We start from the raw sequence: 23,223 nt of genomic DNA on the forward strand, positions 1-23,223 counted from the left end.
CATGATTCTAAGAAAGGTGAGATCACCATCATGGCAACCCAATTCGATATCACCTATGTATTTGATTTCCTGCCTAAATTGCTGAATTACATCCATATTAGCCTTTTCATCGTAGCTTGCTCGATGGTGCTCGGGGTCGTCTTTGGATTTCTCATTGCATTGCCCCGGCTTTATCAAATACCGATCGTGCAAAGACTATCTCAGATCTATGTTTCCTTTTTTCGCGGAACACCGATTCTGATCCAGTTATTTCTGATCTATTACGGCTTACCTGAACTGCTGAAGGCGATCCATGTGGATGTCTCCAAAGCCCCAGTCTTATCATTTGTTATTCTCACATTTGCTTTACACTCTGGCGCTTATATTTCTGAGGTCATCCGTGCAGCAGTCAAAGCTGTAGACAAAGGGCAAGTAGAAGCTGCCTATTCTGTAGGCATGACGGGCTACCAAGCATTTACCCGCATTATTATGCCGCAGGCACTTGCGATTTCGCTGCCCAACTTTACGAACCTGTTGATTGCCAACTTGAAAGATACCTCATTGGCCTTCTCGCTTGGTGCAATGGAATTGATGGGGAAAGCACAAACGCTCGGAGCGGCCACACAGCATTTTATGGAAACGTACATTTCGTTATCCATCATTTACTTCGTGATCTGCTTTGGACTAGAAAAGCTGTTTATCTATATCGAGAAACGTTTGCTCCAACACGAGCAACCGCTTGTGACGGAAGAACGTCAACCATTATCGCGCCGATGGTTCAAAGGTGTATGGTCCTCGCAGCCGGATAAAGGGGGCTTCCAAGCATGAGTATCGATCCTGGATTCATATGGACGGCTTTTGTTCAATTGCTTTCTGCACTGCCTACTACACTGCTTATTACCGTAGTTTCTGTCTTTTTTGGATTTCTAATAGGTGCTTCCGTAGCCTTAATCCGACTATACCGCGTGCCTTATATTCATTATATCGCAACAGCTTATGTGACATTTGTTCGAGGTACACCGATGCTTATGCATCTGCTGCTTATCTATTTCGGATTGCCGATGATCATTGACTCGATTGCGGTTGCTTTCGGTTGGAGTTTCCGTTCTGTGTCTATACCTATGATCGGCTTTGCCTTTCTCTCCTTCTCCATCACTGCTGGTGCTTACCTTTCGGAGGTAGTCAGATCGGGAATCGTGGCGATTAATCGAGGGCAGATGGAAGCTGCTTATTCAATCGGGATGACGACGACACAGGCATTACGACGAATTATTTTGCCACAAGCATTAGCCGTAAGTTTACCGAACTTATCCAATACGTTGATTGGCATGCTGCACGGTTCCACACTGGCTTTTACCGTATCTGTAGTGGAAATCAACGCCAAAGCACAAATTGTCGCAACGACGAATTGGAAATTTTTCGAAGCGTACATTGCAGCAGCCTTGCTGTTCTGGGGGATCACCTTCTTGATCGAACGAGCCACAGGCTTACTAGAGAAACGAATCAATCTGTATAACCGAGGTGGCGTGTCATGATTCAACTGACGAATATCACCAAATCGTTTGGTAAAAACGAAGTGCTGAAAGGGATCAACCTTACCTTGCAAAAAGGAGAAGTCGTCTGTATTCTTGGCCCCAGCGGTTCAGGTAAAACAACGCTGCTCCGTTGCTTGAACTATTTGGAAAAGCCGAGTCTTGGTGAAGTGAGAATCGGGGATTTCACCGTGAATTGCAAGCGTCCCAGCAAAGGTGAGATTCATACGCTCAGGCAAAAAACGGCCATGGTGTTCCAACATTACAATTTGTTCAAGCATAAAACGGTCCTCGAAAACGTCATGGAAGGCCTTGTCATTGTGCAAAAGCAATCGAAAGACATAGCGAGAGAGACCAGTGTAAAAGTGTTGGAGAAAGTGGGGTTGGGAAGCAAGTTAGACGCATATCCAAGTCAACTATCCGGCGGACAGCAACAACGTGTAGGTATTGCACGTGCGCTGGCACTGAATCCTGAAGTCATTTTATTCGATGAACCGACATCCGCACTCGATCCTGAACTTGTTGGTGAAGTGCTGGACGTGATCCAGAAGATTGCGAAGGAAGGTATCACGATGATTATCGTCACCCATGAAATGGGCTTTGCCAGAGAAGTGGCCAATCATGTGGTCTTTATGGATGAAGGTGTCATTGTGGAGGAAGGCAAACCGAGGGATATTTTCGGCAATGCCAAAGAAGAGCGTACGAAACAATTCCTGAAGCGCATTACGCCTGAATGGAGCTACAACATATAGCATCAACTCAGTTATGGAAACGGAGTGTAGGAACATGGGGATTAAATTGAGCATTTTAGATCAAAGTGTCGTATTTCCAGGCGAAACAGCCTATGACGCTTTTCAGCATACGATTGAGCTTGTACAGAAGGCGGAGTCGCTCTCGTATAACCGATTCTGGGTATCCGAGCATCACGATTCCGAACAAGTAGCGGGCTCTTCGCCCGAGGTTTTAATTTCATATTTATTGGCCAAAACAGAGCGCATTCGCATTGGCTCAGGCGGCATCATGCTGCAGCACTACAGCCCCTATAAGGTGGCTGAGAACTTTAATGTATTAGCTTCTCTAGCTCCAGGCAGAGTAGATCTCGGCATCGGCCGTGCTCCAGGCGGATTACCTCGTTCAACGAAAGCATTGCAACAGGGAATTACAGAAGCAGCTACCTTGTCGGATAAGTTGGAGGATCTGCAGCAATTCGTAAAAAATCAACTGCATGATGAGCATCCCTTGAAGGGATTGAAAGTCTCGCCAATTCCTACAGTGCCTGTGGATATTTATATCCTCGGCGCAAGTGCCGCGAGCGCACAGTCCGCTGCTGAGGCCGGTTTACCCTATGTTTTTGCCCAATTCATCAATGGGGATCATGCAATTGCTGAAGCAGCTTTTGAAGCTTATCATCAACATTTTAACACCGAAAAAGGCACACAACCCAAGCTTCTCTTGGCACTCTCGCTTATCGTAGCTGATACGGAAGAAGAAGCTGCCGAGCTTGCAGGCGAATACAAGAATGTCAAAATTCATTTGGAAAATGGCAAGACGTTAACCGTCGGCACGCTTGAGCAAGCGGAGGAATATGGTCGCCAAACGCAGGCCAAGTTTACCGTTGAAGAGAAGCAGGCGGAAATTACGAAGGGTACCAAAGAGATCGTACGTCAGAAACTGCTCGAGATTCAACAAAAATATAACATCGATGAATTTATTGTAACGACATCCGTGAAAGATTTTAGCAAACGTCTGCGTTCCTTTGAACTGTTGAGTGAAGCTTTCGCGGAATTGTTGGTGTAGGTTCGAAGGAGGCATGTGATATGTGTGCAACAACTTTCCAACAGACGTCATCAACATTGGCACCAAAGCTGGTGGGGATCCGACGTCATTTACATCAGTATCCTGAACTATCGCATGAGGAAATACAAACAACGGCTGCGATTCGTGGCTGGCTCTCGGAAGCTGGGATTCGTATTGCGGATTTCAAGCTGAAAACGGGGCTTATTGCAGAGGTCGGCGGCTTGCAGGAAGGGCCGATTATTGCTATACGGGCTGATATCGATGCCCTTCCGATTCAAGAAGATACTGGGCTTCCGTATGCGTCGCAAGTAGCAGGTAAGATGCATGCTTGTGGTCATGATTTTCATACGGCTGCTGTGCTAGGCGCTGCGATATTGCTCAAACAACACGAGAGTGAGCTAAAGGGAACAGTTCGATTCATCTTTCAAGCAGCGGAGGAGAAGGCGCAAGGCGCGGAGCAGGTGATAAGCAGCGGCGCACTAGAAGGGGTTCGCGCGATTTATGGCATGCACAACAAGCCTGATCTTCCTGTCGGGACGATAGGGATCAAAGATGGGCCTCTGATGGCAGCGGCTGACGGATTCGTGATCGAAGTGGAAGGACGCGGCACCCATGCGGCTGTCCCGGAAGCGGGAATCGATCCGATTGTAACGGGAGCACATATCATCACGGCACTTCAATCTATCGTTAGCCGCAATGTTAGTGCATTGCAAAGTGCAGTCATTAGTGTGACACGCATTCATAGTGGAACTGCGTGGAATGTGATTCCTGATAAAGCCACTCTGGATGGTACGCTGCGCACATTTGATGAGAATGTCCGCGCACTAGTGATCGAGCGATTGGAGCAGGTTGTGCATGGTGTAGCCTCTGCTTATGGGACGCAAGCTGCTGTTCGATGGATCAAAGGACCACCATCTGTGTTCAATGATAAACAATTAACTCAGTTGGCGAAAGAAGCTGCAGATCAAGCTGGTCTGGATATTATTACTCCTGTACCGTCACCAGCAGGCGAGGATTTTGCTTTTTATCAGAAGGAAATTCCTGGAGTCTTCGTATTTATGGGCACATCAGGTCCACAAGAGTGGCATCATCCTGGTTTTGATATTGATGAAAGAGCTTTGCCAATTAGTGCGCGATATTTTGCTATTTTAGCTCAGAAAGCCTTAGAAGACCTATCATCCGACAACCCAGTGGAGGTATCCATATGAGCACAACGACTCCCGATTTATCAGCTTATTTGCATACGCATCAACAACTTCAGGAAGCTATCCAGGGACTGAGCGAAGGGCAATTAGTTTGGAAGCCAGCGCTGGATAAATGGAGTGTAACGGAGGTTCTCTCTCATTTGGCTGACCATAATATTGTCGTTTCCTTCCGAATCCGCGCTATTATTTCGGGTGCATCGGCCATATTGCCGGCTTTTGATCAAGATCCATGGGTCAGCAGCGCCAAAGCCAATGAAGGCTTAGCTTCCGATATTTTAGTTTTATTTCAGTCTTTACTCGTATATAACCATGAGCTTTTTGGACGATTAACACCCGATGATTGGGAGAAAACAGGCGTTAATTTCAAAGGACAAACACTCACACTCAAAGATGTGGTCGACTCCTTTATCGCACATGTGCAGGTTCATTTGGCACAAATTGCACGAATCAAGAATGCGCTGGAAGCGCGCGTTTAGGGAGGGATTCAGTATGACGGATGCAAAAGACATTCACATTCGGGAAGCCAATGATGGTGACCGCGAAGCGATCCGCAGAGTTCTGGAAGATGCCTATGGTCAATATCGGGATGTACTACCTCCTGAAGGATGGGATCAATATAAGGAAAATATTATCGCCTCCGTGGATAGTAGCAAGCCAATCGCGCGTATTATTGCACTAATCGATGATGAAGTTGTGGGTAGCTCACAGTTGTTTCAATCCTCCGAAGCCGCATACGGAGCGCCTGAGCTTGAGATTGAGTCACCTATCCTTCGTTTGCTAGCGGTTTCGCCAAGTGCCAGAGGCAAGGGAATCGCTACCGCACTAATAAAAGAAAATGTGAGACGCGCTGCCGAGTTAGGTGCTGCTACACTTCATTTGCACACTTCGGATATGATGGAATCGGCTGTGAAGCTTTATGAACGTTTAGGCTTCGAACGTGCTTACGATAAGGATATCCAAAAAGGTGAAATACTCGTGAAAAGCTATCGGCTGCACATACAGACTGCAGCGATATTGTGAAAGGACGGAGAGAAACGATGACAAAACAAAAGCAAATCAAACTAGGTGCCATCATTCATGGGGTAGGTGGTCATGTGTCAGGCTGGAGACATCCTGAGGCGATTACGGATGCCAGTGTGAATTTTGGCTTTTATAAACAGCAAGCACAGAAAGCCGAATCCGGTAAATTCGATCTTGTATTTATTGCTGATGGCTTATATATTACCGAAAAATCGATTCCACATTTTCTTAATCGGTTCGAACCAATTACCATTCTTTCCGCGTTAGCATCGGTCACCTCGCACATTGGCCTGGTGGGGACGTTATCAACGTCATATAGTGAGCCTTTCACCGTGGCCCGTCAGTTTGCATCCATTGATTTAATCAGTGACGGACGTTCCGGTTGGAACGTAGTTACCTCTCCACTGGAAGGTTCAGCCAAAAACTATAGCAAAGCGGAGCACCCCTCACATCCCGAGCGCTATCGGATCGCTAATGAATATTTGGAAGTGACACGCGGGCTATGGGATTCGTGGGAAGATGATGCTTTTGTGCGTGATAAGGAGAGCGGTGTGTTTTTTGACCCAAGCAAGCTTCATACCTTGAACCACAAAGGTGAATATTTCTCCGTCCAGGGGCCTTTGAATATTGCTCGTTCAAGACAAGGGCAACCGGTCATTTTCCAAGCAGGCGCTTCAGAGGATGGCCGAGCGTTTGCTGCGAAAGTGGCGGATGCGATTTTTGCAGGACATGAGTCGATTGACGAAGCGAAAGCTTACTATGCTGATATCAAAAAAAGAGCAGCCTCGGAAGGCCGCAATCCGGATGAAGTCGTTATTCTACCGGGCATTGCCCCGATAATCGGACTCACAGAAGAAGAAGCCGAGCGCAAATATCAAGAAGTCGCGAACCTCGTCACAATTGACAAAGCGCTCGATTATCTAGGGAGATTCTTCGAGCATCACGATTTCTCTCAGTATCCGTTGGATGAGCCATTCCCTGACCTAGGTGATTTTGGCAGCAATAGCTTCCGTAGCGGAACCGATAAAATTAAGCAAACAGCCAAAGAGAAAAACCTAACACTGCGCCAAGTCGCTTTAAATGTAGCTACGCCTCGTAACGAATTCACAGGCACGCCTGAATACGTTGCAGATCGTGTGCAAGCGTGGTTCGAAGAAAATGCCGCTGATGGTTTTATCATCGCCGCTGCCTTGCCAAAAGGATTGGACGACTTCGTTGATTACGTAGTACCCATTCTACAAGAGCGCGGATTGTATAGAACAGAGTATGAAGCAGATACGCTTCGCGGGAATCTAGGTATACCAGTTCCAGCGAATCGATATACCAAGGTGAATGTGGAGGCGTAAGTACTCCCCCTTGTCTACACTATGCACATTGATCGATTCATCACAGTATATTAACGTTGTTTCACTAGGTATCTGTAAGACTGTCCATATGGCTGAAAAGCCAGTGGGCAGTTTTTTAGTACAATTAACGTATCCAAAACATAGCAGCTAACTTAACCATACATCCCATTCAATCCCTTCCCAAACGATACGCGTGAAACAATCCGGTCAATCTACTCAAACAACGAAATTCACTCAATCCACAACTAATTCACCCAATTCACTCGATTCACGCATTCTACTCTTTTCACTAAATTCACCCAATCCACGCTACCCCGTGTACTACTCCAAGCACACCACACCCTCAACATAATCTGCTCATTCTAACTCAACTCACGCAACTTTGCAGACTCACCCACTGTGCTCCCCCTAATCTATCGAGAAAAACAATTTCTGTGGTATCTACAATAAAAAATAGATTCAAAATTCTCATTAAGGGAAATCACACTATGAGTTTTTTCGAACGGGAGGGAGAACAGGGTTTTCAATAAAAGATTGATTCTAGTTGCTCTTAAGTCAGTTAAGTCAGTAATTAAATTACTTCAATGACTCTTGTAGATATCGCAGAAAATGACTTTCAGTGAAATAGCTCGTCGAATGAGAGCAAGTAACTGAATTTTTTCAACGGTTTAGTCAAGTTCCTTATCTTCGCGCATATACTGTTTTAGATTCTTATCCATATGCTTGTTCGAAAGGTCACAGAATGAGCTGAAAGCGATTACGCATCGACATTTACGTGACAAAATTCACAATGATGACAGGCCCACTCAGAACAGTTGTTTAACATGCAAGCCAGTTCCCCGCAGAAATAGGAGGGTGCAGAGATGCTGCATATTGTCGTCTGTATTAAACAAGTACCGGATTCTAGAGAAATTCGCATTGATCCCAAGAATAATACGCTCATTCGTCAAGGTGTTCCCAGTATTGTGAATTTCTACGATATGCATGGTTTGGAAGAAGCGTTGCGCATAAAAGATGAGCAAGGTGCGCGCATTACAGTTGTTACTATGGGACCGCCGCCCGCAGAAAAAGGACTTAAGGAATGTATTTCTTTAGGCGCCGATGACGCCGTGTTGGTGACGGATCGTGGTTTTGCTGGAGCGGATACGCTAGCGACCTCGTACGTTGTTGCTCGAACAATTCGCAAAATTGCGGAAACGTGGGGGCCGGTGGATATCGTATTTTGTGGAAAACAAACGCTAGATGGTGATACTGGACAAGTTGGCCCAGGCGTAGCCTGCCGATTGGATTTGGAACAACTTACCTATGTCAATAAAGTGGTTAAGGTCGATGAAGAAAAACGCAAAGTACGTGTTCATCGTTTGCTGGAGGATGGCATTGAAGTGGTAGAGACAAGCATGCCAGTACTGATCACCGCACTGAAAGAGCTGAATAAAGTGCGACGAGCATCATTGCCGGGCATGATTCGAGCGGCTAGATATAAGCCTACTGTATGGACTACGGCAGATTTTCCAGATTTGGAGCGGGCAAAGATTGGACTCAAAGGCTCGCCAACGATTGTTGCCAAAACGTGGGTACCCGAGATCAAAGCGGTGAAAACGGAAATGATCGCTTTCGATAGTCCAGAAACTGGCGCAGCTCAGCTGGCCGACAAGATATTGACGAAGGACATGCAAAGCCTATTAGATTGGGCTTAATAGTTAGGAACGGAGGATGACACGATGGCAAGAGAAACAGAACAGATTGATCCGTCGATGCCGGACTGGTCGGCATATCGTGGGGTTTTGATCGTTGTTGAGCAGCGCGAGGGCATCGCGAAAAAGGTGTCCTGGCAGCTGCTAGGAGAAGGCAAAAAGCTGGCAGCAAAGCTGGAAGCGCCGCTCATGGCGCTCGTCATTGGCGAGAATGTCGCACATCTCGCTGATGGAGCCGTGGCCTACGGCGCGGATCGGGTTTACCTTTGCGAAGCCGCGGAGCTTCGCAACTACAGGACCCGGCCATATAGCCGGGTCTGTCTGAAGCTGATTGAGGAAGCGAAGCCAGAGATCGTGCTGTTCGGCGCGACGGCGACAGGTCGCGACTTAGCAGGTGCGATTGCAACGCACCTGCCGACGGGGCTGACGGCCGACACAACGCAGCTCGACGTGGAGCCGCCGCCGTCGCGGCTGTTGCTGGCCAGCCGGCCGGCTTTCTCCGAGAAGATGATGGCCACCATCCTCTGTAAGCAGTACCGGCCGCAGATGGCGACAGCGCGCGCCGGTGTATTCCAAGCGCTGCCGAAAGACGCGGAGCGCCAAGGAGAGATCATCCGTATCGAAGCTACGATGCGGGAGGAAGAGATTGACGCGCAGGTGCTCGACTTCCTGCGCGAAACAGGGAAACTCAATCTCGAGGACTGCGAGATTATCGTTGCTGGGGGCCGTGGACTTGGTGGGCCCGATGCTTTCAAGCTTCTCGCCGAGCTAGCGGACGCGCTAGGCGGTGTCGTTGGCGCGTCGCGCGCTGCCGTTGATGCGGGCTGGATTAGCCACGAGCATCAGGTAGGGCAGACGGGCGCGACGGTGCGACCGAAGCTCTATTTCGCCATCGGCATCTCTGGCGCCGTGCAGCATACGGTCGGGATGAGTCATGCCGATGTCGTCGTCGCGATCAACAAAGATGAGAAAGCGCCTATTTTCCAATTTGCCCATTACGGTCTTGTTGGGGATTTATTCAAAATTGTTCCTGCGATTACAGAGGAATTCAGGAAACGACGTACGCTTTTCGGTATTCATCCTCAGGTGGTTGATGCCTCCATATCCACTACACAGACGCAGTCAGAGGCGACCTTCGCCCGAGAAAGGAGTGAAGCGAAATGAATGAAAAATTCGACGCGATCGTCGTTGGCGGTGGTCCCGCTGGGGCGGCTGCAGCACTAACGATGGCCAGAGCGGGGTTATCGGTTGTACTGCTTGAAAGAGGCGAGTTTCCAGGCGCCAAGAATATTTTTGGCGGTGTCCTCTATCGTAAGCAAATCGAGGAGCTTGTTCCTGAGTTTTGGACAGAGAAGAATTTTCCGATGGAGCGCTATATTGTTGAACAGCGGATCTGGATGATGGGCAAAGAGTCTATGGTCACGTTTGGCCATCGCAATGAGGCTTACAAAGAACCTTACAATTGCTTCACGGGTCTGCGGGTCAAATTCGATCAATGGTTCGCTGAAAAAGCTGTAGCAGCAGGCGCCATTCCGATTTATGAAACGGTGGCATTGGATGTTATTCGTGAAGGAAATAAGGTTGTAGGCGTACGAACCGACCGTGATGACGGCGATTTATATGCAGATGTTGTCGTCATTGCTGATGGCGTTAACTCCTTGCTCGGTAAGGCCATGGGGATCCATAAGGAATGGATGCCGGATGAGGTGTCATTAGCGGTCAAAGAGGTTATTGCGCTGCCAAGAGAGAAGATTGAGGACCGCTTTGGTCTTGAGGGGGACGAAGGTGTCACCATCGAATTTATGGGCGAAACGTCACTCGGTATGGCGGGTATGGGCTTTCTATACACGAATAAAGAAACGATCTCGTTAGGGGTCGGTGTGATGGTCAACCATTTGCGGGATAAAAAGGTGAAGCCATACGCTGTACTTGACGCGGTTAAACAGCATCCGATGATTCGGAAGTTGATTCAAGGCGGGGAGACCAAGGAATATTCCGGTCATCTTATTCCAGAAGGGGGCTTTCATTCAATCCCAACCCTATCTGGTGATGGCTGGTGTGTCTGTGGTGATGCCGCGCAGTTGATTAACTTTGTCCACCGGGAGGGGACGAATCTCGCTATGACCTCGGGCCGTTTGGCAGGGGAGGCTATTATCGAAGCGAAAGCTCGCGGGGATTTTACAGCCCCAACGATGCATCTTTACGATAATAAAATCAAAGAATCTTTTGTGCACAAAGATCTACAGAAGTACAAAGGAATGCACCAATTTTTGAAAGAGCAGGATCCTGAGTTATTGTTCGATCGACTGCCACGTGCTGTAAACGAAGCCGCTTACAATATGTTCCTCGTGGATGGGATAACGAAAGCCGAAAAGCAAAGAATGGCCATGAAGCTCATCAAAAATGCCGCAGGCGGTACGGTAAACTTGATGAAGCTGGGCTATAAGGGATGGAGGGCGATGAACGGATGAGCCAAAGTGATATTTCAGATAAACTGTTCACCATTCGTTACAAATGCGATGATAAATCCCACCTTGTCATTAAAGATAAACAAACCTGCTTGAATTGTGTAACAAAGGATTGTAATTATTTTTGTCCTTCCGATGTGTATGAGTGGGAAAAAAAGCTAAAGATCACGACTGTCGCATTTGAGAATTGTATTGAATGTGGTACGTGTCGCATTGCGTGTCCTTCTTATAACATCGATTGGGTGTATCCTAAGGGTGGCCATGGAATGACGTATAAGTACGGCTAATTGAGACATGTTGATGAAAATAGAGCTGAGACCGATTGGAGGTCTTGGTTCTATTTTTTTGCGAAAAAACGACATTCCTCCATATGTAGGTGTAGTTTCTCCATAGTTTTGTTTCTTTCAGGACACGATAATAGAGAATAGGAGGGATTTATAATGTCGATTTCTTTTGAACCTGTACAAGGTATATTCCATTTGCAAAATAATCAGATGAGCTATGTGATTCAACTTATTAATGGTTCCTATCCAGCCCACGTGTACTGGGGCCGCTCTATACGATCTGGTCAACTCGGCACGGTGATTCAATATAAGGAACGAGCTTCTTTTAGCCCGAATCCGGTTAAGGGTAATAAAACGATCTCTTTTGATACACTCCCGCAGGAATACCCTGCTTATGGGACAAGCGATTTCCGTGAGCCTGCGTATCAAGTTGCGCAACCTAATGGCTCGACGATTACTGAGCTTGTCTATGACAAGCATCGTATCGTGCAAGGGAAACCGGTACTGGATGGCTTACCATCTACGTATGTAGAAGCGGATCATGAAGCTGAAACGCTAGAAATAGAGCTTGTTGACAAAGTTGCTGGCTTGCGAGCAATTCTGTCCTATACGATTTTCGCCAATCATGCTGCTATCACGCGTTCTGTTCGTTTCATTAATGAAGGAACTGCTGATCTTAAGCTTTTGCGAGCATTAAGTATGAGCGTAGACTTTTCCCATGCTGATTGGGATCTGTTGCAGCTTTCAGGGAGTTGGGCGCGTGAACGTCATATTGAAAGAAGAGCCTTGGCTCCAGGCAAATTAACCGTTGAAAGCCGTCGTGGATCTAGCAGTCACTCACATAATCCGTTTGTCGCATTACTTGCCAAAGATGCCAATGAAGACTACGGTGATGTGTATGGTTTTAACCTAGTATACAGCGGGAATTTCGCAGCGCATGCGGAAGTCGATCCTTTTGCAACAGCACGTGTATCCATTGGGATTAATCCGTTTGATTTCAGCTGGCTGCTGGAGCCAGGACAACAGTTCCAAACGCCTGAGGCTGTTATGGTATACTCCGGTCAGGGGATTGGTGAAATGTCCAGATCCTACCACCGCCTTTACCGTTCGCGACTGTGCCGTGGTGAGTTCCGTGATCGTGTACGACCTGTCCTCGTTAACAACTGGGAAGCGACGTATTTCGATTTTAATGCTGATAAAATTGAGAGTATTGCTCGTGCCGGAAAAGAGCTTGGTATAGAGCTTTTCGTATTGGATGATGGTTGGTTTGGAAAACGAAATGATGACACGACTTCACTTGGGGACTGGGTTGTCGATAAGGCGAAGCTTCCAAATGGACTTGAAGATTTGGTAGAGCGAGTGAACAAGCTTGGATTGGAATTCGGTTTATGGTTTGAGCCTGAAATGGTATCGCCAGAGAGTGATTTGTATCGCAAACATCCAGATTGGTGCCTGCATGTACCAGATCGTCGCCGCACGGAAGGACGTGGGCAGCTGATTCTTGATTTTTCACGCGAAGAGGTTTGTGAAGGCGTGATGTCTATGCTGCGAAAAATCCTAAGCAGTGCTCCGATCACGTATGTCAAATGGGATATGAATCGGAATATGACCGAAATTGGCTCCGCGGCCTTGCCGCCTGAACGCCAAAGAGAGACAGCGCATCGCTATATGCTTGGCTTGTATCGCGTGATGGAAGCCATTACTACCGAATACCCGCATATCTTGTTTGAAAGCTGCTCCGGCGGCGGTGGGCGTTTCGATCCAGGTATTCTGTATTACATGCCGCAAACGTGGACGAGCGATAATACGGATGCCGTATGCCGTTTGAAAATCCAATATGGCACGAGTATCGTGTACCCTGTTAGTTCCATGGGATCGCATGTCTCTGCTGTTCCTAATCATCAAGTACATCGCATGTCGTCCTTGGAAACCCGCGGCCATGTAGCCATGTCAGGTAACTTCGGCTATGAGCTTGATCTAACGAAGTTCACGGAAGAAGAGAAGGAGCTCGTCAAACGTCAGGTTGCCGACTACAAACAACTTCGACCGCTTGTTCAATTTGGCGATATGTATCGCCTGTTGAGCCCGTTCGAGGGGAACGACACCGCGTGGATGATTGTCTCCGAGGACAAGACACAAGCCATGGTTGTGTTCATCCGCGTGCTTGCTGAACCATATGCGCCGTTGAAGACGTTACGCTTAAAAGGACTCAACCCTGACTTCGATTATCAAATCGAAGGCTCAGAAGGGCTCTTCCCCGGCGACCATTTGCTATACGCCGGTATTCCTGTCGTCGGATTGCATACCGACTTCCAAAGCAAAATCTGGCTGCTGAATGCTAAGCAGCAGTAATTTATAAGACAGTGAGTAACCCCCATTTCCCTTTTTGGGAAAATGGGGGTTTTCGCATATCGCGTGTTTGCTCAGAGATTAACTCAGCAAAAATAATCTTCTGTCGTATTTGCAACAACTATTATTAAATTTGGGGAACGTGAAGAAATTAAACAGGCTGTAGTTCAGCCGCGAGACATAAATAATAATCTTGTAGATATCACAGAAAATTGTTTCTGTGAAATAGATGAGGCGATGTTGTAGTTCACTGGACTGGTATGAAAATGATTCGGCTGAACTTACACTTGAAGAAGATTCATTTTTCGGGAATTTTGCGATATGATAGAAAGATTCAAACCATCATATAAGTGAAGGGAGACATTTCTAACATGCTGCAACGACCAAGTCATGACGAATATTCATCCTACTATACGGGTTATATCGGGTTGGTGCCCGAAGGGGACTATGGTTCCATTTTGAACAGTCAAGAAAAGGCACTCGTATCTCTATTTTCACAGTTAACAGAGGAGCAGGCTTTATCTCGCTACGCACCAGGGAAGTGGAGTTTGAAGGAAGTGCTGGCTCATATCACGGATACAGAGCGCATTATGAGCTATCGATTACTGCGCATTGCTCGCGGAGACACGATGGATTTACCTGGCTTTGATCAAGATGTTTTTATTGCCAATACAACTTTCGACGATATGGCCTTAACGGATTTGGTGAAAGATTTCCAAGCGGAGAGACAAGCTACGTTGGCCTTATTGCCTACAATTACTGAAACAGCATGGACACGCGTTGGGACAGCGAATACATTCGCCATTTCTGCCCGCGCGATTGCCTTCGTGATCGCAGGACATGCCCAGCATCATCTTAACATCGTAGAGCAGAAGTACTTATAAGTAAAAAAGCCTGAAATCCACGGATGGATTTCAGGCTTTTTTTAGTAAAGTGATAAAGCTAACGAATCTCGTTCATTCAGGGAATGAAGAATTGCTTCGCACCCGACAATTTCGATGCTAATGATTGAATCCAGACATTTCTTGAGTGTTGCTCTACCTTTGGTAACCTTGGCCTCAAGTGCTGACTTCAGTAAATTGAACTTCTTTTTATTTTTCTCATCGGAGTATACGGGTACAGGTTTGTTATGAATCGTTATAAACATTTTCATGAGTTCCACCATCCTAAGAATTGGATATAGTACTAGCATATCGGATTATTATTAATAGAACCTTAAAATAGTTTTACAATTTTAAGACAAATAAGAGATTGCTATGTATTTTCGTATATAGATAATACGATTTAGGAGCTAAAATTGTTTCATATATTGGTTAGGAAAATTGAATATTGTGTGAATTTATTTTAAATGAATAGGTTTAAGTGTACTGCATGTTTTGTCGATAGGCTTTGGGTGAGGTACCGAAACGTTGTTTAAATGCACGATGAAAGTAAGGGTAAGAGCCAAATCCACAGCTAAGAGCGATTTGTTCTAAGGACATGGAGCTATCATGCATACGCTCAACCGCGCTGGATAGACGTACTTCTGTGGCATATTGGATCATTGTTTTACCAAAATATTCTTTGAACAAATGGACAGCTCGGGAAATGCTAAGTCCTACATGATCTGCAACATCTTCAATTTTGAACGCGGCAGTAGCATGTGCCTCAATGAATCGTTTCATGCGAGTGCCGGTGAAAGGGCGACCCTGCACTGTTTCTGTCGCAGCGCGTTCAAGATAAAGGCACAGTGCTTGGAGCAAATAACCGCTTAGCTCGGGATTCTCTTCTTCCATTCTGCGTTTCTCTAGGCTTAATTGCCGCCATAGTGAGATCAATCTGGGGTCGAGGTCGATGCGCATGCAAGTAGGTTTGTTGTTGCGTTTCCACCATGCATCAATCCAATCACCTTTGCAAAATAAGTAGTAATCACCGCTGGCGATTTTCTGATCAGGCTGCGTCTTCGCTTTTTCGATTCGCAACTCGTAAGGATCGCCGGGCTTAAACAAAAGCAGATGGCCTGCTTCAATCGGGATCATACGACCATCAACAAGGGCTTCACAACTGCCTTCTGTCTGTAATCGAAAAAGATAATAAAGTAGCCCTGATTTGTTATTATTATAAAACGGGTCCATATGAAAAGAATACCCACAAGTTAATAGTTCAGCTTCCATGTCATTTCGCCTTTCGTAGCCAAATAAGAGATGTTTTAATTATATCGTGAATGGTCATAATAGGCTAATCTCGATTATACTTATGCCAAGATTACTATTAATGATTTCACTATGAGAAAAGAGGAGAACAAATGGGACGTTTAGGAATTGGACTTCAATTGTACACATTGAGAGATGATATGGCTCGTGATATGGAAGGTACACTTCGCCATGTTGCGAAGCTAGGATATGAGGGTGTTGAGTTTGCTGGCTATTATGACATGCCTGCAGATAAGCTTAAAGGTTTGCTAGATGAACTTGGATTGAAATGTTTCGGAAGCCATATCAGCTTGCAAAGATTCCGAGATAATTTTCAAGGCGAGATCGATTATTTGAAAACAATCGGTGCTACATATGCCATTTGCCCTTATGTTGGTGCAGAAGAGCGTGAAAACGTTGAACAATGGAAATCTCTAATTGCTGAGTGCCAGGCACTTGCGGTTGAGACGCAAAAACAAGGCTTGCAATTCCTTTATCACAACCATGACTTCGAATTCCATTACAAAGTGGAAGATGAGTTCGTTTTCGATGCAATGTATGCAAATAACGATGCTATTAAAGTTGAAATGGACGTATGTTGGGTACAATTCGCAGGTCAAGACCCACTGGCATACATTGCCAAATATGCAGGACGTCTTCCATTAGTGCATTTCAAAGATTTCACGAAAGATGCTGATGGTAAACTAGTTACTTTGGAGCTAGGTTTAGGCGATGTTCCTTTAGATAAAGTTATCGTTGCTGCCGAGCAAGCTGGTGTAGAGTGGCTTGTCGTAGAACAAGATAACTGCCAGAAAGCACCTTTAACTAGTATTGAAAACAGCTTCAACTGGGTTAAAGAGCATTATTTAAACGTTCATAACTAATTTATTCTTATAATTGAAGGAGCATTTATCACATGAGTAAAATTAAAGTAGCCGTCATTGGCTGTGGTTCCATTTCCAAACATAGACATATTCCAGAATACGCAAACAATTCAAATGTTGAGCTAGTTGCATTCGTTGATCCGATCATTGAAAGAGCTCAGCACTACGTTGAATTGCATGGCGGTAAAGCTTATAGCAACTATGTTGACATGTTAAAAGCTGAGAAAGTTGATGCTGTTAGCGTTTGTACACCAAACTACCTTCATGCTGAAATCTCCATTGCCGCGGCTAATGCTGGCGCGCATGTGCTAGTTGAAAAGCCAATGGCCACTACAGCTGCTGAATCCGAAGCGATGATTGAAGCTGCTAAGAAAAATGGCGTATTCTTGATGGTTGGTCACAACCAACGTCTAATGCCTCCACATGTGAAAGCGAAAGAAATCTTGGAGTCAGGTAAGCTTGGGAAAGTTCTTACATTCCGTACATCGTTCGGTCACCCAGGTCCTGAGGGCTGGAGCATTGATGGTCGTGAGAGCTGGTTCTTCCGTAAGGAAGAAGCCATTATGGGCGCTATGGGCGATCTAGGCGTACACAAGTCAGATCTTATCCGCTGGTTGCTTGATGATGAAGTTGCTCAGGTAGCAGCATTCGTTGGTACACTTCACAAAGAGGGTACAGACGTTGATGATAATGCGACTTGCTTGCTTCGTATGAAAAGTGGAGCTACAGGTTCCCTAGTAGCAAGCTGGACTTATTACAAAGGTCAAGACAACTCCACCGTTCTATGGTGTGAGAATGGTGTTATCAAAATTGATACAGACCCTAACGATCAAGTAATCGTTGAGCTTCGTAATGGTACAGTTGAGCGTTACAAGGTAGGTCAAGTAGCAACGAATGAGAAACAAACATCTAGCGGAGTTATCAGCGAGTTCGTTACTAGCATTCTAGATAACAAACCGCCTCGCATTTCTGGCGAAGAGGGTTACCAAGCATTGAAAGTGATTCTGGCAGCATTCGAATCCGAAGCGACTGGTAAAATCATTAATCTTTAATTTATAGATTAGTAACGAGAGCTCATCCTATAACGGGATGAGCTCTTACTTATTTTCATCAGCATGTTAAAAAGAAAAAGCCCCAATTCTCAAAGTGAGAATTAGGGACTGGCAATATTTTTTTTAACGTCCACCAATATCGATGGAAACCGAATTCGATTTGCCGACAATCGTTTCTTTGGAGTCTTTAACCTGTACTTGGATATCCCAAAGTCCTGTTTTAAGTAAAGTTCCTTCCACTGATGCGGTAACCGTATGCTCGTCTTTCCAAGTCGTCGGAATCACTTTCCCGTTCAAAGTTACGTAACCCAGTGGGGGAAGATTATTACCGGAGACAGTAAGTGTTAAATTCGTGCGACCTGATATATCTTGTGAGTCGGCTTCCACTTTATCTAGGCTAATTGGACCGAAACCGAGCATGTACTTCGGATCGATGATCGGTGTTAAATAGTTCTTATAAGCGTGTCGATCTCCGAAGAGAATATCATATTGCAAAGTTTCGTAATCTTTCAAATCACTTTCTTTAATATTCATTTCAGCAAAATGATCCTTAGGCGGGATGACTGGATACTTTTTAGCCAATTCCGTTAAGAAATTTGTATAATAATTGCCTTGTTGCTTCGATAATTCGATTAAATATGGACCTAAGAAGGAAGGGCTAATATTCAAATTGTCTTTACGTTCTGTATCGAAATTGTTCCATACGACCAATGGTACACTGTACATTTTTTTCAAGAAATCAGGATCATCTTTACCACTAATATACTTCGTGTCAATATACGTTGCGTAATCATCACCTAGCGCTGGCAGATGATCGCCCCAGAATGCAATAATCGTAGGCTCGCCTTTTTTCTCGTAGTATTCCACTAATTGCTTCAACATATTGTCCGACCCATTAATACCTTGAGCAAGCGTTTCAAGCATACCAACCGAGGAAGCGGAGAAGTTGCCTGTTACGTTAAACGTATTTTTCGGGAATTTGCCAGGGTAGAAATGAAAATGATTTTCCATTGTGTTCGCAAACACGAAATCAGAGCCTGCGCTTTGCTCAGTTGCATGAATAATGTTAGCAGCAACTTCGCTATCCGCAATATAAGGCCCAGAGTATGTCGGTTTGAAATACTCAATCGGAATATATTTGGAAAAGCCGAAATCTTGATAGATTTTATTACTATTAAAGTACCAATTATAAAAGGGGCTAATCGCAGTCGAAGTATAACCTTGACGTGCATAAATACTCGCTAATGAATCGACTTCATTTGAAATATATTGATTATAGGCAATGGAGCCTTGTGGTAAGAAGCGCATGGAGTTGCCTGTAAGAACTTCGAATTCCACATTGGCTGTTCCACCGCCATACTGAGGTGAAAGCATCGTTCCGCTCGTTCCAGTCTTCTGTAGTTTATGGAAGAAAGGAATCGGATCTTTGTCGAACTTCGCGCCGGGGATAAGGGTTGGATCCCAGAAAGCTTCACTTAAAATAACAATAACATTAGGTTTAATTGGTTTTGTGTAGGAATCTCCCGCTTTAATCGGTGGCGTCGGAGATGCATTCACGATAGCTTCAACGGCTTTATCATTATAACCTTCTCGGCTATTTGAGAACATTTCTTTGGTATTCAGTACTGTTGCAAGCGCATATCCGTTTGTTTTGGTGTTCTGCACCTGATTCCAAACTGCGGCTTCGATGCCAAACCACTTCTGAACAGGCAAAGGCAGATCCGTATAAACAGCTAGAAACATAACTAAACCAATTCCAGCAAGAATTGCACGTTCTTTTAAGGCTGCTTTTTTAATAAACATGGTTGTACGGTAGAGGATGAAATAACTGCCAACAAGGAACAGGAGAATGACAGATAAGACATTAAAAGTCAAAATGTTAGATAAATATTTCACCATATCCGAGGCTTCGCCAGCTACGACTAAATCCCATGGCGTCAAAGGCACGCCTAGAATTTTGAGCTTTACGCCACTAATAAGGGCCAAAATAATGAGGAAACCGGCGATCACCCAATACGCGATTCGAGTTCGCCCTATGATGGCAACGAATAACAATAGAAGACTTACTACGATCCATTCGTTGAAAAGAAGCTCTATAAAATGCTTGAAGCTCCAAGACATCATTTCAGTGTAGTTCCCACGGCTCAAGATTTCCATGATCAGAACAGGGATTAGTGCAAGAAGTAAAAGTGGTAGTCTTGGCCGAATTACCAATAACAATCGTTCAATGTGTTGTTTCATAGATTCTCCTGTACAAAAATAAGTTAAAAGTCCTTTGAATACCTGATATTATACCATGCCTTTCGACATTATTCGATGGTATCTCTATGAAAAATAGATTGATTGCAGGAAAATCGTGGCTATATCAAGAATACTTATAAAGAGGATATAAGTTAGGAGGGGATCACGTATGGCTAAAGAACAAATGCAACTAAAAAGAGAAGCAGTTATGCAGCTACAACACCGGAAAATGACAAAAAGTGCGTTTTTTCGACGTGGATTATTCTTATTCATTGGTGCCGTTTTAATGTCTGTTGGGTTGGAAATTTTTTTAGTGCCTAATCGAATTATTGATGGAGGCATTACGGGAATTTCGATCATTTTATCGTATTTGACCCAAGGTCCAATTGGTGTGTTCTTGACATTATTAAATATCCCTTTCTTATTCATCGGTTATAAATTGATTGGTAAAACCTTCGCCTTATCTACCCTCTTTGCTATTCTTGTTATGTCGGCAGGTACAGCCTTGCTTCATCCTGTGAAAGAACTTACGAACGATCCGTTGCTAGCCGCAGTATTCGGCGGGATCATTCTTGGTATTGGCGTGGGAATGGTTATTCGTTTCGGGGGATCATTGGATGGTACAGAAATTATTGCGATTCTCGTTTCGAAAAAAATTCCGTTCTCGGTCGGCGAGATCGTTATGTTTTTCAACTTATTCATTCTTGGAAGTGCAGGGTTTGTCTATACGTGGGACCGTGCCATGTACTCGTTAATCGCATATTTTATCGCTTATAAAATGATTGATGTCACCATAGAAGGGTTCGATGAGTCGAAGTCTGTATGGATTATTAGTGACCACTTTAGAGAGATTGGCGGAGCAATTCTGGATCGCTTAGGACGCGGCGTCACTTATTTAGAAGGTGAAGGCGGATTCTCTGGAGATAACAAGAAAGTCATCTTCTGTGTGATTACACGGTTGGAAGAAGCCAAGTTGAAATCCATCGTGGATGGACTTGACCCCAAAGCATTTCTTGCAGTTGGCAATATCCACGATGTCAAAGGCGGAAGATTCAAGAAGAAAGATATCCATTAAACCACTAATCGGATTTCTCCTTCTTGATTTCTTTATCCTTTTGTGAAGAACCTCGCTCGAAAATGCCTAAATTTCTTAGCTGCTGAGCAGCATCCTTGCTGCTCGGGCTTCCGAGTTTTTTCAAAATATGCCCAACATGAATTTTCACTGTTCGTAATGAAATGAAGAAGCGGTTCGCAATTTCCGTCTGCGTATGGCCTTGATCGATCATATCAAGAACTTGAAGCTCCGTTGGGGTGATGAGATCCCTCACTTCTTTGATCTTGAATTGCTGTTCCAGCCGTTTAAGTCTACGGAATTCCTCGCGCATTTGCTCAGAAACAGCTGCATTAATCGCGGACTGGCGCGCATGTGCCGCCCGAATAATGGCTGGGAGCTCCTCGAAACGCGACTTAATTTGATAATCGATTGCCCCTGCCTGAAAGGAACGGAAAATGAAATCCTTTTCCTCCATCGAGGTTAACATGATGACTTTGGCTCCCCAAGATAAGAAGGCTTGCTCCGCAAGACTTATGCCCGCGGGTTCATTTTGAAGCATAATATCCATAAGTACGACATCAGCGGAAGGTGTGGCATTCCCAAATAACGCTTGAGCTTCTTCTGCTGTAGATCGGCTATCCACGACCGTCATATCTCCTTGACGATTCAAATAATCCGTCAGGCCGCGCAGCCAGTCTAGATCATCTTCCACGATGAGTATGCGAATTGAATCCATTCCGATACTTCCTCTCCTCTGCAAGTCTAACGCTGTCCCGGAAATGTCAGATAGACACTTGTGCCTTTACCGGGTTCACTGCTAATTTCCAAACTACCACCGTGTTTTTTCATGACGCTATAGCAATAAGCTAGACCAAGACCAAAGTTATTCCGATTGCCGCTTTTTGTTGTATAGAAAGGTTCTACAGCTTGCTTGAGGACGGATTTCTCCATACCCATACCTGTATCTTTAATTTCTAGGACCATATTTTTTTTGCTTGAAAAAGCTTTAATAAAAAGCTCCCCGCCGCTGCTCATCGCTTCAATGGCATTCATAAGAATGTTCGTTAGTGTTTCAGTGACTTGGATCTGATCAAGTTGAAGTTCGAGCCGATCAGGCAACTCAACATGTACTCGGATCTTTCCTAAATAGACATCAAGGGATTCTAGCACATCTTGCAGCAACTGGCGTACGTCAACCTGTGAAATACGCAGAGGCAATTCTTGTGTTTGTTCATGTACACGGCTAATCATATCCTGAATATGCCTGGAGGCGTTCATGACGACATGAATGTCCTGTATAAGCTCGGTTTGACCTGTGTCTGTTGCGTGTTGGTTCATCTTCTCCAGAAATAACCGCATTTTTCCTACATCATTTTTGATGGCATGGTTAAGAATGGCCGTACCAGACGTAATGGCGCGGAGCGTGGAATCCAATTTGCGGCGCTCAATGAGCAGCCGGATACCAAGAAAGCCGTATTTGAAAAACGTAAATACAAAGAAAGGGACCACAAAGGCCAAAATCCACACATGATAGATCCACAATCGATAGAAACCGAAGCTGGGCATGACATAATTCAGCACGCCAACGCAAAGCATGGGCGGAAAAAGTGCAAGGCAGGTGAACAAATGTGTTCGCCGCATGGCTGGGAGATGTTCTTTTTTGAGTGCAATCAGTAAGGTACCTATGAGGATGTATGGGAAGGCCCAGGTCGCGACTACGCGGAATTCTATGGGCATTTCTTCGGTATACCCTGGTAATAAGATCAGACAAGCAATAGGCGGTACTAGCAAAATAAGCGGTAACCATGTACGCAAGAGTGGCTTCTGCCAAGTAGAATGATAGGCTAATGATAGCATTGCGAAAGCGTAGGGTAAGCCGTAATAGGAAAGCAAGGAGCAGATACTCATCACACGATAAAAGAATGCACTTAGTGATGGGTTTGGTGAAGTTACCTGAAAATAGGGGATGATATCCGCGGATATGACAGCTGCTAACGCGCCAGAACCGCCTGTAAAAGCCACTGCGCTCATCCAGCGCATGGTACGTGAACCGGGATCTACAATAAGTAGTCCTGATGCGATGAACCAAAGGGCAAATAGGACAAAAAGCATATGTTCCCCCTTAGGTAATGTCAATAGATAGTCTT

22 protein-coding genes are annotated in these 23,223 nt (G+C 45.2%); 17 read left to right on the plus strand and 5 right to left on the minus strand.

Features of this window, described 5'->3' with window-relative positions; translation table 11 throughout:
* Window positions 1–30 precede the first annotated feature (30 nt).
* From AC1DLM_RS10490 to AC1DLM_RS10555, 14 genes are all read left to right on the plus strand, one after another.
* Window positions 31–807, plus strand: a complete 777-nt coding sequence (locus AC1DLM_RS10490) for an amino acid ABC transporter permease (RefSeq protein ID WP_441986897.1) — start codon at window positions 31–33, stop codon at window positions 805–807.
* Window positions 804–1,514: an amino acid ABC transporter permease gene (locus AC1DLM_RS10495; RefSeq protein WP_441986896.1), complete on the plus strand. Its 711-nt coding sequence runs from the start codon at window positions 804–806 to the stop codon at window positions 1,512–1,514. The genes AC1DLM_RS10490 and AC1DLM_RS10495 overlap by 4 nt, the downstream gene beginning before the upstream one ends.
* Window positions 1,511–2,263, plus strand: coding sequence for an amino acid ABC transporter ATP-binding protein (locus AC1DLM_RS10500; protein ID WP_441986895.1), 753 nt, complete (start codon window positions 1,511–1,513; stop codon window positions 2,261–2,263). The genes AC1DLM_RS10495 and AC1DLM_RS10500 overlap by 4 nt, the downstream gene beginning before the upstream one ends.
* Window positions 2,264–2,297: 34 nt before the next feature.
* Window positions 2,298–3,308, plus strand: coding sequence for an LLM class flavin-dependent oxidoreductase (locus tag AC1DLM_RS10505; RefSeq protein ID WP_441986894.1), 1,011 nt, complete (start codon window positions 2,298–2,300; stop codon window positions 3,306–3,308).
* A gap of 20 nt (window positions 3,309–3,328) precedes the next feature.
* The gene (locus tag AC1DLM_RS10510) at window positions 3,329–4,516 is read left to right on the plus strand and encodes a M20 peptidase aminoacylase family protein (RefSeq protein WP_441986893.1); all 1,188 of its coding nucleotides are present in this window, start codon (window positions 3,329–3,331) and stop codon (window positions 4,514–4,516) included.
* Window positions 4,513–4,989, plus strand: a complete 477-nt coding sequence (locus AC1DLM_RS10515; protein WP_441986892.1) for a DinB family protein — start codon at window positions 4,513–4,515, stop codon at window positions 4,987–4,989. The genes AC1DLM_RS10510 and AC1DLM_RS10515 overlap by 4 nt, the downstream gene beginning before the upstream one ends.
* 13 nt (window positions 4,990–5,002) lie before the next feature.
* A complete protein-coding gene (locus AC1DLM_RS10520) occupies window positions 5,003–5,533 on the plus strand; it encodes a GNAT family N-acetyltransferase (RefSeq protein WP_441986891.1) in 531 nt (176 codons plus the stop codon).
* 17 nt (window positions 5,534–5,550) lie between these two features.
* Entirely contained in the window at window positions 5,551–6,879 is a 1,329-nt protein-coding gene (locus tag AC1DLM_RS10525) for an LLM class flavin-dependent oxidoreductase (protein WP_441986890.1), read from the plus strand.
* Window positions 6,880–7,742: 863 nt separating this feature from the next.
* The gene (locus AC1DLM_RS10530) at window positions 7,743–8,576 is read left to right on the plus strand and encodes an electron transfer flavoprotein subunit beta/FixA family protein (protein ID WP_441986889.1); all 834 of its coding nucleotides are present in this window, start codon (window positions 7,743–7,745) and stop codon (window positions 8,574–8,576) included.
* Window positions 8,577–8,600: 24 nt separating this feature from the next.
* Entirely contained in the window at window positions 8,601–9,737 is a 1,137-nt protein-coding gene (locus AC1DLM_RS10535) for an electron transfer flavoprotein subunit alpha/FixB family protein (RefSeq protein WP_441986888.1), read from the plus strand.
* Complete coding sequence (locus tag AC1DLM_RS10540) at window positions 9,734–11,044, plus strand: FAD-dependent oxidoreductase (protein ID WP_056614817.1); 1,311 nt, start codon at window positions 9,734–9,736, stop codon at window positions 11,042–11,044. Before AC1DLM_RS10535 ends, AC1DLM_RS10540 begins: the two co-directional genes overlap by 4 nt.
* Window positions 11,041–11,328 (plus strand): ferredoxin family protein, encoded by a 288-nt coding sequence (locus AC1DLM_RS10545; protein ID WP_028554142.1) that lies wholly within the window; start codon window positions 11,041–11,043, stop codon window positions 11,326–11,328. Before AC1DLM_RS10540 ends, AC1DLM_RS10545 begins: the two co-directional genes overlap by 4 nt.
* A 153-nt stretch (window positions 11,329–11,481) precedes the next feature.
* Window positions 11,482–13,677 (plus strand): alpha-galactosidase, encoded by a 2,196-nt coding sequence (locus AC1DLM_RS10550; protein ID WP_441986887.1) that lies wholly within the window; start codon window positions 11,482–11,484, stop codon window positions 13,675–13,677.
* A gap of 368 nt (window positions 13,678–14,045) precedes the next feature.
* On the plus strand, window positions 14,046–14,558 hold the full coding sequence (locus AC1DLM_RS10555; RefSeq protein WP_441986886.1) for a DinB family protein: 513 nt from the start codon (window positions 14,046–14,048) through the stop codon (window positions 14,556–14,558).
* Window positions 14,559–14,599: 41 nt separating this feature from the next.
* On the opposite strand, the gene AC1DLM_RS10560 is transcribed toward AC1DLM_RS10555, so the two are convergent.
* Window positions 14,600–14,827, minus strand: a complete 228-nt coding sequence (locus tag AC1DLM_RS10560; RefSeq protein WP_028554145.1) for a hypothetical protein — start codon at window positions 14,825–14,827, stop codon at window positions 14,600–14,602.
* A 205-nt stretch (window positions 14,828–15,032) separates the two neighbouring features.
* A complete protein-coding gene (locus AC1DLM_RS10565; protein ID WP_441986885.1) occupies window positions 15,033–15,827 on the minus strand; it encodes an AraC family transcriptional regulator in 795 nt (264 codons plus the stop codon).
* A gap of 131 nt (window positions 15,828–15,958) precedes the next feature.
* Between AC1DLM_RS10565 and AC1DLM_RS10570 the strand changes: the two genes are divergently transcribed.
* Entirely contained in the window at window positions 15,959–16,729 is a 771-nt protein-coding gene (locus tag AC1DLM_RS10570; protein ID WP_441986884.1) for a sugar phosphate isomerase/epimerase family protein, read from the plus strand.
* A gap of 32 nt (window positions 16,730–16,761) precedes the next feature.
* Complete coding sequence (locus tag AC1DLM_RS10575; RefSeq protein ID WP_441986883.1) at window positions 16,762–17,781, plus strand: Gfo/Idh/MocA family protein; 1,020 nt, start codon at window positions 16,762–16,764, stop codon at window positions 17,779–17,781.
* Between the two features lie 123 nt (window positions 17,782–17,904).
* Here the strand turns inward: AC1DLM_RS10575 and AC1DLM_RS10580 are convergent, their stop codons facing one another.
* Window positions 17,905–20,022 carry an LTA synthase family protein gene (locus tag AC1DLM_RS10580; protein ID WP_441986882.1) on the minus strand — a complete coding sequence of 706 codons (2,118 nt, stop codon included), beginning with the start codon at window positions 20,020–20,022 and terminating at the stop codon, window positions 17,905–17,907.
* A gap of 208 nt (window positions 20,023–20,230) precedes the next feature.
* Here AC1DLM_RS10580 and AC1DLM_RS10585 point away from each other — a divergent pair, with 208 nt between their 5' ends.
* A complete protein-coding gene (locus AC1DLM_RS10585) occupies window positions 20,231–21,097 on the plus strand; it encodes a YitT family protein (RefSeq protein WP_441987051.1) in 867 nt (288 codons plus the stop codon).
* Window positions 21,098–21,101: 4 nt separating this feature from the next.
* On the opposite strand, the gene AC1DLM_RS10590 is transcribed toward AC1DLM_RS10585, so the two are convergent.
* Together AC1DLM_RS10590 and AC1DLM_RS10595 are read right to left on the minus strand one after the other, a co-directional pair.
* Window positions 21,102–21,812, minus strand: coding sequence for a response regulator transcription factor (locus tag AC1DLM_RS10590; protein ID WP_441986881.1), 711 nt, complete (start codon window positions 21,810–21,812; stop codon window positions 21,102–21,104).
* 26 nt (window positions 21,813–21,838) lie between these two features.
* Entirely contained in the window at window positions 21,839–23,188 is a 1,350-nt protein-coding gene (locus AC1DLM_RS10595) for a sensor histidine kinase (protein ID WP_477569919.1), read from the minus strand.
* Window positions 23,189–23,223: the final 35 nt, after the last annotated feature.

The organism is Paenibacillus sp. 01T442 (assembly GCF_056398345.1).

What these genes read in the sequence shown, in the direction of transcription:
- AC1DLM_RS10490 (WP_441986897.1), top strand. Translation starts at nt 31, where the DNA reads ATGGCAACCCAATTCGATATCACCTATGTATTTGATTTCCTGCCTAAA.
- AC1DLM_RS10495 (WP_441986896.1), top strand. Translation starts at nt 804, where the DNA reads ATGAGTATCGATCCTGGATTCATATGGACGGCTTTTGTTCAATTGCTT.
- AC1DLM_RS10500 (WP_441986895.1), top strand. Translation starts at nt 1,511, where the DNA reads ATGATTCAACTGACGAATATCACCAAATCGTTTGGTAAAAACGAAGTG.
- AC1DLM_RS10505 (WP_441986894.1), top strand. Translation starts at nt 2,298, where the DNA reads ATGGGGATTAAATTGAGCATTTTAGATCAAAGTGTCGTATTTCCAGGC.
- AC1DLM_RS10510 (WP_441986893.1), top strand. Translation starts at nt 3,329, where the DNA reads ATGTGTGCAACAACTTTCCAACAGACGTCATCAACATTGGCACCAAAG.
- AC1DLM_RS10515 (WP_441986892.1), top strand. Translation starts at nt 4,513, where the DNA reads ATGAGCACAACGACTCCCGATTTATCAGCTTATTTGCATACGCATCAA.
- AC1DLM_RS10520 (WP_441986891.1), top strand. Translation starts at nt 5,003, where the DNA reads ATGACGGATGCAAAAGACATTCACATTCGGGAAGCCAATGATGGTGAC.
- AC1DLM_RS10525 (WP_441986890.1), top strand. Translation starts at nt 5,551, where the DNA reads ATGACAAAACAAAAGCAAATCAAACTAGGTGCCATCATTCATGGGGTA.
- AC1DLM_RS10530 (WP_441986889.1), top strand. Translation starts at nt 7,743, where the DNA reads ATGCTGCATATTGTCGTCTGTATTAAACAAGTACCGGATTCTAGAGAA.
- AC1DLM_RS10535 (WP_441986888.1), top strand. Translation starts at nt 8,601, where the DNA reads ATGGCAAGAGAAACAGAACAGATTGATCCGTCGATGCCGGACTGGTCG.
- AC1DLM_RS10540 (WP_056614817.1), top strand. Translation starts at nt 9,734, where the DNA reads ATGAATGAAAAATTCGACGCGATCGTCGTTGGCGGTGGTCCCGCTGGG.
- AC1DLM_RS10545 (WP_028554142.1), top strand. Translation starts at nt 11,041, where the DNA reads ATGAGCCAAAGTGATATTTCAGATAAACTGTTCACCATTCGTTACAAA.
- AC1DLM_RS10550 (WP_441986887.1), top strand. Translation starts at nt 11,482, where the DNA reads ATGTCGATTTCTTTTGAACCTGTACAAGGTATATTCCATTTGCAAAAT.
- AC1DLM_RS10555 (WP_441986886.1), top strand. Translation starts at nt 14,046, where the DNA reads ATGCTGCAACGACCAAGTCATGACGAATATTCATCCTACTATACGGGT.
- AC1DLM_RS10560 (WP_028554145.1), bottom strand. Translation starts at nt 14,827, where the DNA reads ATGAAAATGTTTATAACGATTCATAACAAACCTGTACCCGTATACTCC.
- AC1DLM_RS10565 (WP_441986885.1), bottom strand. Translation starts at nt 15,827, where the DNA reads ATGGAAGCTGAACTATTAACTTGTGGGTATTCTTTTCATATGGACCCG.
- AC1DLM_RS10570 (WP_441986884.1), top strand. Translation starts at nt 15,959, where the DNA reads ATGGGACGTTTAGGAATTGGACTTCAATTGTACACATTGAGAGATGAT.
- AC1DLM_RS10575 (WP_441986883.1), top strand. Translation starts at nt 16,762, where the DNA reads ATGAGTAAAATTAAAGTAGCCGTCATTGGCTGTGGTTCCATTTCCAAA.
- AC1DLM_RS10580 (WP_441986882.1), bottom strand. Translation starts at nt 20,022, where the DNA reads ATGAAACAACACATTGAACGATTGTTATTGGTAATTCGGCCAAGACTA.
- AC1DLM_RS10585 (WP_441987051.1), top strand. Translation starts at nt 20,231, where the DNA reads ATGCAGCTACAACACCGGAAAATGACAAAAAGTGCGTTTTTTCGACGT.
- AC1DLM_RS10590 (WP_441986881.1), bottom strand. Translation starts at nt 21,812, where the DNA reads ATGGATTCAATTCGCATACTCATCGTGGAAGATGATCTAGACTGGCTG.
- AC1DLM_RS10595 (WP_477569919.1), bottom strand. Translation starts at nt 23,188, where the DNA reads ATGCTTTTTGTCCTATTTGCCCTTTGGTTCATCGCATCAGGACTACTT.